The organism is Kribbella sp. NPDC049174, assembly GCF_043197365.1.
Classification (GTDB): domain Bacteria; phylum Actinomycetota; class Actinomycetes; order Propionibacteriales; family Kribbellaceae; genus Kribbella.
The window spans coordinates 748,341-760,456 of record NZ_JBICSZ010000001.1; the positions used below are offsets into that span (position 1 = coordinate 748,341).

The window sequence follows — 12,116 nt, forward strand, 5'->3', positions numbered from 1 at the left end:
CAGGTGACAACACGGTGAGCAACGCTTAGATTCCTGGAAGTGACATTGCCTGAGGAGGAAGCTGGAACGTAGGGTCCTGCCGACGGTGGGCGTCAGAGCTGTCGCGACCGTCGCTTCCGGCGGACACTGGTTCCTGGTGAGGTATGTGCCGGGGAACCGGTGGGTGACGTGGACGAGTGACGGAGGTAAGCGATGCTGTACCTGTTCCTCAGACGGTTCCTCGTCGCACCCCTGGTGAAGCTGCTCTTCCGTCCGAAGGTGACCGGGCTGGAGCACATCCCGAGCACCGGCCCGGCGCTGCTGGTCAGCAACCACCTCGCCTTCAGCGACTCGATCTTCCTGCCGGTCGCCGTACCGCGGCAGATCGTCTTCCCGGCGAAATCGGAGTACTTCACCGCGCCCGGGCTCAAGGGCAAGCTGGTGGCGACCTTCTTCCGGTCCGTCGGCCAGATCCCGATCGACCGGTCCGGTGGGCGTGCCTCGCTGGCCGCGCTGAACACCGGGCTGGACATCCTGAAGAAGGGTGAGCTGTTCGGGATCTACCCCGAGGGCACCCGCTCGCCCGACGGCCGGCTCTACAAGGGCAAGACCGGTGTGGCCCGGATGGCGATCGTGGCCGGCGTACCGGTGATCCCGGTCGCGATGATCGACACCGAGAAGCTGCAGCCGCCCGGCCAGCTCTGGCCGAACTGGTTCTACCGCGAGAAGGGCCGCCGGCTGCCGCGGCTGATCCGCCCCGGCGTCGCGATCGGCAAGCCGCTGGACTTCTCCCGCTACGAGGGGATGGAGCGGGACCGGTTCGTGCTCCGCTCGGTCACCGACGAGATCATGTACGCGCTGATGGAGCTGTCCGGCCAGGAGTACGTCGACATCTATGCCGACAAGGCCAAGGAACTGATCAAGGCCGGCGAGTCGGTCGATGAGCACGTCCGCCTCGGCGACACCAAGGCCAGCTGACGCCCGAAGCCCTCACAGCGGGTGAGGATGGTCCGCATGGACAGCGACCTGAACGTGCTGGGCGAACCACTGGAGGAGTGCGGGACCGATCCGGTCACCGGCTTCTACCGCGACGGCTGCTGCACGAGCGGCCCGGAGGATCTCGGCAGTCACACGGTCTGCGCGGTGATGACCTCGGAGTTCCTCGCCCACCAGGCCTCGGTCGGCAACGACCTGATCACGCCCCGCCCGGAGCTGCAGTTCGCCGGCCTGAAGCCGGGCGATCGCTGGTGCGTGGTCGCGGTCCGCTGGCTGCAGGCGTACCACGACGGCGTGGCGGCTCCCGTCGTACTGGCGTCGACGCACGTCCGGTCGCTGGACACCATTCCGCTGGCGGTCCTGCGCGAGCACGCGGTCGACGTACCGCCGGATCTTGCCTCGCTGACCTGAGACGATCACAACCGGTTCTCCCGCCTGCCCTAAAGTTGGGGCCATGCAATTCGCGACGTTGAGTGCGGGGGAAGTACCCGGAGTTCCGAGCCTGGACGAGCTGAAGGCGCTGAAGCCGCTGCAGCAGCCCGAGTGGCCGGAGTCCGCGCCGCTGGACCAGGTGATCGCCGAGCTGCGGAAGCTGCCGCCGCTGGTGTTCGCCGGTGAGTGCGACGACCTGACCACGAAGATCGGTGCGGTCGCCCGCGGTGAGGCGTTCATCCTCCAGGGCGGCGACTGCGCGGAGACCTTCGAGGGCGTGACCGCGGAGAACATCCGGGCCAAGCTGCGGGTGCTGCTGCAGATGGCCGTCGTGCTCCAGTACGCCGCGAGTGTGCCTGTGGTGAAGGTGGGCCGGATCGCCGGTCAGTACGCCAAGCCGCGCAGCTCCGGTGAGGAGACGCGCAACGGTGTCACGCTGCCGTCGTACCGCGGTGACGCGGTCAACGGGCTGGAGTTCACCCCCGAAGCCCGGATCCCGGACCCGCAGCGGCTGCGCGGCGTCTACAACGCGGCCGCGGCGACGCTCAACCTGACCCGCGCGTTCACCACTGGTGGGTACGCAGACCTGCACCAGGTGCACGCCTGGAACACCGACTTCGTGAAGTCCTCCCCGGTCGGGCAGAAGTACGAGCAGCTGGCGGGTGAGATTGAGCGGGCGCTGGCCTTCATGCGGGCCTGCGGGGCGAACTCGGAGGAGTTCCACACGGTCGACTTCTACGCGTCGCACGAGGCGCTGATCCTGGAGTACGAGCACGCCCTGACCCGGATCGACTCCCGCACCGAGCAGCCGTACGACGTCTCCGGCCACCTGCTCTGGGTGGGGGAGCGGACCCGGCAGCTCGACGGCGCGCACGTCGAGTTCCTGTCCTCGCTGACCAACCCGCTCGGCGTGAAGATCGGTCCGACCACGACCCCGGAGTACATCCGGGCGCTGATCGACAAGCTGAACCCGAAGGGCATCGAGGGCCGGCTGACCTTCATCACCCGGATGGGCGCGGGCAAGATCCGCGAGGCACTGCCGCCGCTGCTGGAGGCGGTCCGCGACCACGGTTCGCCGATCGCCTGGGTGTGCGACCCGATGCACGGCAACACCTTCGAGACCCCGAACGGGTACAAGACCCGCAACTTCGAGGACGTCATGCGCGAGGTGCAGGGCTTCTTCGACGCGCACGAGCAGGTCGGGACCTGGCCGGGCGGTATGCACATCGAGCTGACCGGCGACGACGTGACCGAGTGCCTGGGCGGCGGTGAGGAACTGGTCGCGGAGGACCTGGTCAACCGCTACGAGACCGCCTGCGACCCGCGGCTGAACCGGCACCAGTCGCTCGAGCTCGCCTTCCTGGTCGCCGAGCGTCTCCGCGGCGCGCAGGCGTGACCAGAGTGCTCGGCGTGACCGGAGGGCTCGGCGCGATCGGAGTGCTTGGCGTGATCCGGGGCGCGGCGTGATCGATCTCCGGTCCGACACGGTGACCCGGCCGTCGGCCGGGATGCTGGCCGCGATGACGTCGGCACCCGTCGGCGACGACGTGTACGGCGAGGACCCGACGATCAACCGGCTCGAGGAGACCTTGGCGGACCTGCTCGGTCACGAGGCCGGCCTGTTCACGGTCAGCGGCTCACTCGCGAACATCCTCGGCGTCCGGGCCCTCGTGCCGCCGGGCTCCGAGGTGCTCTGCGAGGCAAGCGCCCACATCGCCCGGGCCGAGCTCGGCGCGCACGCGACCGTGAGCGGGGTGACCACGCGCACCTGGACCGCCCCGGCCGGCCAGATCGACCTGGAGCAGATCCGCGCCCTGATCTCCGCGAACCTCGGCCGGTACTTCGTCAGTACAGCGGCCGTCTCGGTCGAGAACACCCACAACTTCGGCGGCGGCACGATCCAGCACGCGTACGACGCCCTGGCCGACGAACTCGACGCCCGCGGCCTGCCGCTCCATCTCGACGGCGCGCGGTTGTGGAACGCGTCCGTGGCGTCGGGCGTGCCGCTGGCGTCGTACGCGTCCCGTGCGGCTGCTGCCAGCGTGTGTCTGTCGAAGGGGCTGGGCGCGCCGGTCGGGTCGGTGCTGGTCGGATCGACCGAGCTGATCCGGGAAGCCCGGGTGTGGCGGAAGCGTCTCGGTGCCGGTTGGCGGCAGGCCGGCGTACTGGCCGCGGCCGGGTTGTACGCGCTCGAGCACAACATCGAGCGGCTGGCCGAGGATCACGCGAACGCTCGGTTGATCGCCGAGATACTCGCCGACGCCGCGCCCGGCTCGGTGAAGCCCGACCAGGTCGAGACCAACATCGTCGTCGCCGACCTGGCCGCGACCGGCCTGTCGGTCCCCGAGGTCGTCGAGGCCGCGCGAGCCGCCGGCGTGCTCGTCGGAGGGGTCGGCCCGACCCAGCTGCGCGTCGTCACCCACCTGGACGCCTCCACGGAGGACTGCCGAACCGGCGCACAAACCCTGGCCCGCCTCCTGGCCGCCTGACTGCTCAGCATCCGACTGTCCACAGGCACTGGCGTGTGTTCGTGGTCCGGCGAGATAAGGTTCGGGTGTCGGGGTCGCAGCGTTTCGGGGAGAGCCGTGCGAGAGATCGTCGTGTTCAGCGGAAGTGCCCACACTGGTTTGGCGAACCGGATCTGCGCCGATCTCGGCGTACCGCTCTCGCCCGTCGAAGTCCATCGTTTCAGCAACGACTGCCTGCAGGTGCAACTGCAGGAGAACTGCCGGCAACGCGACGTGTACATCGTGCAACCGCTGGTGCCGCCGACGCAGGAGCACCTGATGGAGCTGCTGCTGATGATCGACGCCGCGCGCGGTGCATCCGCGCAGCAGATCACCGCGGTGATGCCGCACTACGCGTACGCGCGATCGGACAAGAAGGACGCCTCCCGGATCTCGATCGGCGGCCGTCTGGTCGCGGATCTCCTGGCCACGGCCGGCGTCGACCGCGTCCTCACGATGGCCCTGCACGCACCCCAGGTGCACGGCTTCTTCTCGGTCCCGGTCGACCACCTGACGGCGATCGGCGTACTCGCGGATCACTTCCGCGGCCGTGATCTCAGCGACACCGTCGTGGTCAGCCCGGACCTGGGCAACGCGAAGACGGCCACCCAGTTCGCCCGGCTGCTCGGTCTGCCGGTCGCCGCGGGCAGCAAGCAGCGGCTGGCCGACGACCGGGTCGTGATCGACGCGATCGTCGGCGACGTGGCCGGCAAGCGGGCCATCATCCTCGACGACGAGATCGCCACCGGCGGCTCGATCATCGAGTTGCTCGACCGGCTCAAGGACCTCGGCTGCACCCAGGCCGCCGTCGCCTGCACGCACGGCCTGTTCGCCGGAAAGGCAGTTGAGCGGCTGCGGTCGCACCCGTCCATCACCGAGGTGATCAGCACCGACACCGTGCCGCGCCCGCCCGGCTTCCCCGAGCTCCAGGTCAGCACGGTCGCCGGCCTGTTCGCCGAGGCCATCAAGCGCATCCACGGCGGCGAGTCGGTCAGCAGCCTCTTCGACGGCGTCGACCCGACTCATGCGCCACCGCAACCAAAACTCCCGTTCTAAGGGTGATCGGCCCTGCGGGCTCCGCAGGCGCTTTCTTCGTCGCTGCGGTCCTCAGCGCGTGTGCTCCGCCCGCTCCCACCCATCCTCGGCTCATCGCCGGTACTTCCTTGCCGGCTACCGCCGACGTTGCGCGCTTATCGCGCGTCGACGACCTCGGGCCAGCGTCCGCGGTCGAGCGGACCGTGATGATCGGCAGGGTGAACGGGCAGACCCGATCCCATCCGCGAAGCCAAGCGCGCCAGCTGCATTGATGCGCTGCGGACGATCCGCTCGGGCCAGCGCTCGACGTCGACAACCACCGTCCAGACCAACGCCTTGGTGTTGCGACCTGCTGACTGAGGAGCTGCACTGAGCGGGTGTGACACTGCGTGGTTCCACCCACCTGAGCCCGATCCTGCTGGAAATGGATGGATTCAATGGCCGGCTTGCTGTTGTGTGAACGGACGTGACGGTTCTGCACGACGACGAGATTCCGATCGACCTCGGTCTGGTCCGCAAGCTCGTCGATACCGAGTTCCCGCAGTACGCGGAGCTGCCGCTGCGCCGGCTCGGTGCGTCGGGCTCAACCAATGCGCTGTTCCGGTTGGGCGACCACCTGCTGGTCCGCGTCCCGCGACAGCCCGGGAACGGCGCGGTGATCGAGAAAGAGCAGCGTTGGGCCGGCGAGTTCGGCCCTCGGTTGCCAGTCAGGGTGCCCCAGATCGTCGCGATCGGCCGACCGGGCCACGGCTACAGCGAACGGTGGTCAATCGTCGGGTGGCTCCCCGGCGAGCATCCGACGGTGTGCGGCCCGGCCGAGTCCCCGAGCCTGCAACGGGCACAACTCGCCGTTGATCTTGCGGAGGTGATCATCGCGCTCCGCAGTGCGCCGATGCCGGACGCGGCAGCACAGGATCCGGCCTTGCGCGGATATCGCGGCGACGCACTGGCCGGGATCGACGACTGGACCCGGAGCAGCATCGAGCGATGCCGGTCGATCGCCGGCTTCGATCTCGACCTTGATCTTGCGCTGGCAGTCTGGGAGGACGCACTCGAGCTGCCGGGGGCGTACGAGGCGGGACCGGATTGCTGGTATCACGGCGATCTGGTCGCGGAGAATCTGCTGGTCACCGACGGCCGGCTCTCGGCGGTCATCGACTTCGCAGTCGGGATCGGGGACCCGACGATCGATCTGCACGGCGCCTGGGAGCTGTTCGACCAGCCGGCGCGGGAGGTCTTTCGTGAGCGGCTCGGTGCGGGAGATGCCGAGTGGCTACGCGGCCGGGCGTGGGCGCTCGGCCTGGCGCTCGGCACCTTCACCTACTACTGGCACACCATGCCCGGCCGCCGTGAGGACCGACTCATGATGGCTCGCAACATCCTCGCCGACGCGCGGTAGAGCGCCTTTCCAATCGAGCATTTGCCAAGTCGCTCCACACCGGCGGTAGCCGGCAAGGGAAGTACCGGCGATAAGCCGGCCACGGGCGAGCGCGCGGGCGGCAGCCCGCAAAACGCCGGCGGTACCCGGCAAGGATGCACCGGCGACATGCCGGGGGGCGGGTGGGAGCGGCGCGCAGCACGGCGACGAAGGCGCCGCGCGTAGCACCGCGTGGGAGGATCAGTCGCATGGCGGACACAGTGCGGATGGGTGTTGTCGGGGCGGGGAGCATCTCGGTGCGGGGGCTGCTTCCGCATTTGGGGCAGGCGGATCTTGCGGGGCGGGTGAAGCTTGCTGCGGTGTGTGACCCGGTGCCGGGGCGGGCCGACGCGGCGGCGGAGAAGTTTGGGGTGGAGCAGGGCTTCACGGAGTACGAGGACCTGTTGGCACGTGGCGATGTGGATGCCGTCACGATCGCTTCTCCGATCGGTTTGCACTACGAGCAGGGCAAGCTTGCTTTGCAGGCGGGCAAGCACGTGCACTTCAACAAGACCATGACGATCACGGTCGCTGAGGCGACGGAACTCATCGAGCTCGCAGCCGCCAACGACCTGCGGATCGTGGCCTCGCCGGGGGAGATGCTGCGCCCGCATCACGTCCGGACTCGCGAGCTCATCGCCGAAGGCGCCATCGGCACGCTGTCCTGGGTGAGCTGTGGTGCGGCGTTCGGCACCTATCACGAGGACGAGTCCGTGCGCGGCGGCAGCGACGTACTGACGAACATCGATCCGTCGTGGTACTTCCGCAAGCCCGGGGGCGGACCGATGTACGACATGACGGTGTACGCGCTGCACGCCGTGACCGGGATCCTCGGGCCGGCCAAGCGCGTGACGGCGATGTCCGGCGTACGAGTTCCCGTGCGCACCAGCGGAGGCGTGGAGGTCCGGACGGACGCCGACGACAACACCATCGTGCTGATGGACTTCGGCGACAACCTGTTCTGCGTCGCGACCGGAACCGCCGCAGGAGGGATGCGGGGCGGCTTCGGCGGTGCCTACTACGGAACGGCGGGGACGATCGACGGGCTGCTGCTCAACGGCGAGCCGTTCGACTTCCCCGACCGTAACCCCTCCGAACTCTCGCCTCGCGGGCCGGGCAACCAGGCGCTCCTTCCGCACGTGACCGGTGTGCACCGCGAGATCGAGGAGCAGCATGTGTACGAGGACGTCATGCAGCTAGTCGACTGGGTCCGCGAAGGCAAGCCCTCGATCGTCACCGCCGAACACGCGCGCCACGTGATCGACATCATCGAGTCCGCGTACCGCGCGTCCGCGACCGGTCAGACTCAGGACCTCACCACCACCTTCTGACGAAAGTCAGCCCTCGCAGCAGGCACGGTGGAGCCACTCGGGCTCGTGCCACCAGAACTTGTCGTCGTGGGCGTGTGCTTGTCCTCGGGTCAGTGGCTGCGGGGCGTTGGCGGTGTGGACTGCAGGTTGGGCTCGGGTGCCGGTGGCGTACGGCGCGAGGAGGTCGTCGACGGTGTGGAGTTTGCCGGCAATCGTCACCTGTTCGACTGCGGCCGCTGCTCGAATATCCGAGAGCGGGTCGCCCGTGACGAAGGACAAGTCAGCCTGAGCACCGGGTTTGATGACGCCGAGCTTGTCTTCGAGGTTGAGCCACCTCGCCGGGTTCCGGGTCGCCGTCGTGAGGGCCTCGTACGGCGTGAAGCCACCGGCCACCATCGACCGCAGATTGGCGTGCAGCGAGATCGCGATGTTGTCCAGTGGGGTGTCAGTGCCGGAGATGACGAAGCCGCCGCCGCGGTGGATCCGCAGCACCATGTCGACGTTGCCGCGGAGCAACTCCCGCGTCGTCACGCCCGCCGGTCCCGCCGCCGTGTTCACCTCGCTCTGCAAGGCGGCGTACTCCCAGGACGGGAAGAGCGTGGTCGTCCGCCGGTCGGTGAGCAGCGACGGATCGTCGACATGCGCCATCGTCGAGTTGAACAAGGTCGGCGTGACGGACAGCCCGGCCTTGGTGAACAGCGTGACGACATCGGCGTACGCGCGCCCGAGCCGGCTGACCGTGTGCGAGTACCCGAGCCGGTTCGTTGCGCCGGTGTGCTCCATCCCGTCCATGCCGAGGTGCTCGGCCGGGTAGAGGTAGTGCGACGACAACTGCAGCCCAAGACGATGGACGGCGGCGATCGCGCGCCGCTGATACTCGATCGGCAACCGCACGTACGTCTTCACGAGGTCGTACGCCAGCCCTTCGACCCGGTCGATCTCCAGGCCCAGTTGCCGCAGCGAGAGCGTCGGCCGCATGAAGTTGTAGTAGACCCGGGACCCGTCGATCGCCTCACCAGTCGCGAAGTACCGCGGGCCGAGCAGCGACCCGTGTGCGAGTGCCTCCCGCGTCTCCTGCATCTGGTAGACCGGATCGCCCGGCGACCGCGTGGTGGTGATCCCGTACGACAGCCACAGGTTGCCCTGCCGCGCACCCCAGGCCCGGCCGCGCAGATGCCAGTGGTTGTGCGCATCGATCAACCCGGGCATCACGGTCAGGTCTGACGCGTCGATGTCCGCCCGGCCCTGATGCGGTCGTACGGCGGCGATCCGCGCTCCATCCAGTACGACGTCCACGTCACGGCGCAGCGTGGTCGCGCGACCGTCCCACAACGCGCCGGCGTGGATCGTGACGTGCTGGTTCACGGTCGCGCGGCGCCAGTGCAGGTCGAGTTTGATCGTCTGCGGACGAGAGCCGCGCAGGTCGGTGCGACGCAGCCGGCCGTTGTTCAGGTAGAGCAGGGTCTGGTTGTCCTGCCAGACCGGTGAGTCGGTCACCTCGTTCGTCACGGCCCGAGGCTCGCTGGTGAAGCGGCCGCGTTGGTCGACCGGGGCGACGTGCAGGAGACTCTCGACGATGAACGCGAGCCACTTGCCGTCGGGGGAGAAGACCGGCCCGTCATCTCCTCGAGTGGCGAGCGATCGGAACGGCATCGGCTCGACGTACTCCAGGGCCGCGGTGGCGACGTCGACATACAGCAGCTGGCTGGTGCCTTCGCGGAATCGCTTGGAGAACGGCTTGACCGCGGCGAGTACGAGCGACTTCCCGTCCGGCGACCAGCTCACCCGGCCGGGCTGGAACAGGGTCGGTGTCAGTTGGCGGACCTGGCCGGAGGCGAGGTCGAGCACCCAGGCGATCCCGTCCTGGTCCTGATACGCGACCTGCTTCCCGTCGGGAGAGAACCGCGGCGCGGTCTGTGCCCCGGGCAACGAGGAGAGCTTGCTGTCGGCGCCGGTCTTCAGGTCGTGCAGCCAGAGATCCGCGGTCCCGTCCCGATCGCTTGCGTAGAGCAACTTCGTCCCGTCCGGCGAGAAGTCCGGATCGGAGTTGAAGTAGCCGTCGGCAACCAGCTTCCGAGGTTGCCCGCGGCCATTCGTTGCTGCCAGCCACAAGGCGTTCAGCGCCCGGAACGCGACCCATCGTCCGTCCGGGGACACGGTCGGGCTCGCGATCCCGTGCACCGGCCGCCGGGACGTCGACTCGAGGTCCGGCACCTTCGGCCGCGGCCGCTTCGACGTCACCGGCACCGTCGCGGCGAACGGTACGACGGTGTGCGCGCCGCCGACCTGATGGCGGACGACGTGCCCGTCGGCGGTGTAGTAGAGCTCGTTCGCCGACGCCCAGGACGGTGGGACGGCGAAGACGTCCTTGCCACTGGTGACTTGCTGATTGTCGACAACCAGATCGCAGACCGGTCCGGCGAGCCGAACGTAGGCGAGTTGACCGGTGGGGGAGTAGGCCGGACCGTAGACGCTGCTGCCGGTCTGCGCGGGGACGAGGGTTGTGCGTTCGCCGGTCGTGACGTTGACCTCGACGATGGACGCGGCGTCGACAGTGAAGGCGACCTTGGTGCCGTCAGCGGAGACGGTCGGCTCGGCTTCTTCGGCAGGGTCATCGGTGAGGGCGACGATCTCGCCGGTGTTGAGCTCGAGTCGGTGGATGCCGTAGCTGCCGGTGCCGCCGCGGTCCGAGGAGAAGACGACGTACCGACCGTCGGGGGTGAAGTGTGGCTCGCGGTGGTCGTAGCGGCCGGTCGTCAACTGGCGGAGATCGGTGCCGTCGGCATCGATCGACCAGAGGTGGAAGTTGCCGTCACGGTAGGACTGGAACACCAGGCGCCGGCCGTCCGGCGACCAGCGTGGCCGGGTCGCGTCCTGCAGGTCGTCGGTCAGCCGCCGGGACATGCCGCCGGCGGTGGGGGTCACCCAGATCGCGGTGACCAGGTCGAAGGCGAGCCACTTCCCGTCCGGCGAGACGGCGACCATGAAGTTGGTGCCCTCGGTCAGAACGGCTTGGTTCGGGGCATCGGAGGTGGTGGTGGTCGCTGCCTGCGTTGTGGTGGCGGTCGCGGTGGTCTGCAGCGCGCCGGCCGCGGCGACACCGCCGCTGAGCTGGAGAGCGCGACGCCGCGAGATGCTCCACGAACCAGGCGCTTCGATGTCGGTGTGGTCCACGGTCGATCCAATCCCTCGGGGGCGGTGGGACTCAGGTCGTGCCGAGCGACCGCACCGAGCACCTGCTCGCGACGGCGCGGAATCACCAGACACGACCTGATCGAATCTGCCAGGACCGTCATCACCGCACGATCCTGACCGGCGCGTCGAGCGCCGAGCGGCCCGTGCGCTGCGACGAACGGCCGTACGTCTATCGTCTGCGCCATGCCATCCGTGTCTCCCCGGATCCGGGCGCTCGCCGTCGCCGTCGCCTGCATCGTCGTTGCCCTCGCTGCGGCGCTGGCGGTCGACAGCCGGCTCGACCGGCACTGGATCCTGCGCGGCCTGACCCTGTTTCTCGCGCTCTGCTGTACCGCGCTGCTCCTGACGGACCAGAGCCGTCGGCTCCGTCAGATCATCACCGGGATCGGCCTGCTCATGTTCGGCGTCGTCTTCCCGGTCACCTCGACCACCTGGTCCACCCCGCCGGAGATCGACTTCGCCCTGGCGGTCGCGACCGACGCCGAGAAGGCCGCGACCAAGGACGCCCGCAGCGTCGTCACCGTTGAGGACGTGACGGCGGCCGCCGCGGCACGCGGCGGCGCGGTCGGCTCGCTGAAGACCGAGCGGAGCCCGCAGGTCCGCGGTGCCGACGACTTCCCATTGATCGTCCGAGCCAAGGCCGACCAGGGCCGCCCGTGGGCCTGCGTCTCCTTCACCAACGGCCTCGAAGCCAAGGTCCGCGCCTGCTGACCCTGGTACGACGCCCGCCGGCGATCAACCGGCGTACAACGCGGCCAGCTCCTCGGCCCGGTCGAGCGGGTTCCAGGTGATCGGCTTGCCGTCGAGTTGGGCCTCGACGACCTCGAGCCCGGCCTCCCAACCCGCGGCCGCAGGTACACCGGCGTCCGGATCCGTCAGTACGTTCGTGAACACCAGCCGGCTGCCCTCCGCCGTACCGGTGATCTCCCAGGTCAGAATCTCGCCGGCCCACTCGTACTCGAGCACCGACGGCGGCTCGTTCCGCAGCATCCGGCCGTTCGGCGCGCCCGCCGGGTCGTCGGTCATCCCGAACCGCTGCCGCTGCTGCTCGGTCACCCCGAAGAACAGCTCGCTTCCGGCCGGCCGGTCGAGCTCGACGACCGCCGGGAACCACACCGCCAGCTGGGCCGGATCCGTGATCGCTCGCCACACCTTCTCGGGCGGATGCGGCACCAGCCGCACGAACCGGATCGCCACCCGCCCGTCCTCGGTCCCGAACACACTCCCGCGCCGACTGTCCATACC

10 protein-coding genes are annotated in these 12,116 nt (G+C 68.9%); 8 read left to right on the forward strand and 2 right to left on the reverse strand.

Going from position 1 to position 12,116, the window contains the following annotated elements:
* Positions 1–192: 192 nt before the first annotated feature.
* From ACGFIF_RS03450 to ACGFIF_RS03480, 7 genes are all read left to right on the forward strand, one after another.
* Complete coding sequence (locus ACGFIF_RS03450) at positions 193–957, forward strand: lysophospholipid acyltransferase family protein (RefSeq protein WP_393150956.1); 765 nt, start codon at positions 193–195, stop codon at positions 955–957.
* A 36-nt stretch (positions 958–993) separates the two neighbouring features.
* Positions 994–1,386 carry a DUF2237 family protein gene (locus ACGFIF_RS03455; RefSeq protein WP_393150958.1) on the forward strand — a complete coding sequence of 131 codons (393 nt, stop codon included), beginning with the start codon at positions 994–996 and terminating at the stop codon, positions 1,384–1,386.
* A 43-nt stretch (positions 1,387–1,429) separates the two neighbouring features.
* Positions 1,430–2,803 (forward strand): class II 3-deoxy-7-phosphoheptulonate synthase, encoded by a 1,374-nt coding sequence (locus tag ACGFIF_RS03460; protein WP_393150960.1) that lies wholly within the window; start codon positions 1,430–1,432, stop codon positions 2,801–2,803.
* Between the two features lie 67 nt (positions 2,804–2,870).
* Positions 2,871–3,896 carry a threonine aldolase family protein gene (locus ACGFIF_RS03465; RefSeq protein ID WP_393150962.1) on the forward strand — a complete coding sequence of 342 codons (1,026 nt, stop codon included), beginning with the start codon at positions 2,871–2,873 and terminating at the stop codon, positions 3,894–3,896.
* Positions 3,897–3,992: 96 nt separating this feature from the next.
* Positions 3,993–4,970 (forward strand): ribose-phosphate diphosphokinase, encoded by a 978-nt coding sequence (locus tag ACGFIF_RS03470; protein ID WP_393150964.1) that lies wholly within the window; start codon positions 3,993–3,995, stop codon positions 4,968–4,970.
* Positions 4,971–5,415: 445 nt separating this feature from the next.
* On the forward strand, positions 5,416–6,348 hold the full coding sequence (locus tag ACGFIF_RS03475) for an aminoglycoside phosphotransferase family protein (RefSeq protein ID WP_393150966.1): 933 nt from the start codon (positions 5,416–5,418) through the stop codon (positions 6,346–6,348).
* A gap of 227 nt (positions 6,349–6,575) precedes the next feature.
* The gene (locus tag ACGFIF_RS03480; RefSeq protein WP_393150967.1) at positions 6,576–7,697 is read left to right on the forward strand and encodes a Gfo/Idh/MocA family protein; all 1,122 of its coding nucleotides are present in this window, start codon (positions 6,576–6,578) and stop codon (positions 7,695–7,697) included.
* A 6-nt stretch (positions 7,698–7,703) separates the two neighbouring features.
* Here the strand turns inward: ACGFIF_RS03480 and ACGFIF_RS03485 are convergent, their stop codons facing one another.
* Positions 7,704–10,850, reverse strand: a complete 3,147-nt coding sequence (locus tag ACGFIF_RS03485) for a DPP IV N-terminal domain-containing protein (RefSeq protein ID WP_393150969.1) — start codon at positions 10,848–10,850, stop codon at positions 7,704–7,706.
* 204 nt (positions 10,851–11,054) lie between these two features.
* Here ACGFIF_RS03485 and ACGFIF_RS03490 point away from each other — a divergent pair, with 204 nt between their 5' ends.
* On the forward strand, positions 11,055–11,582 hold the full coding sequence (locus ACGFIF_RS03490; protein ID WP_393150971.1) for a hypothetical protein: 528 nt from the start codon (positions 11,055–11,057) through the stop codon (positions 11,580–11,582).
* A 24-nt stretch (positions 11,583–11,606) separates the two neighbouring features.
* On the opposite strand, the gene ACGFIF_RS03495 is transcribed toward ACGFIF_RS03490, so the two are convergent.
* Entirely contained in the window at positions 11,607–12,113 is a 507-nt protein-coding gene (locus ACGFIF_RS03495; protein ID WP_393150973.1) for an SRPBCC domain-containing protein, read from the reverse strand.
* Positions 12,114–12,116: the final 3 nt, after the last annotated feature.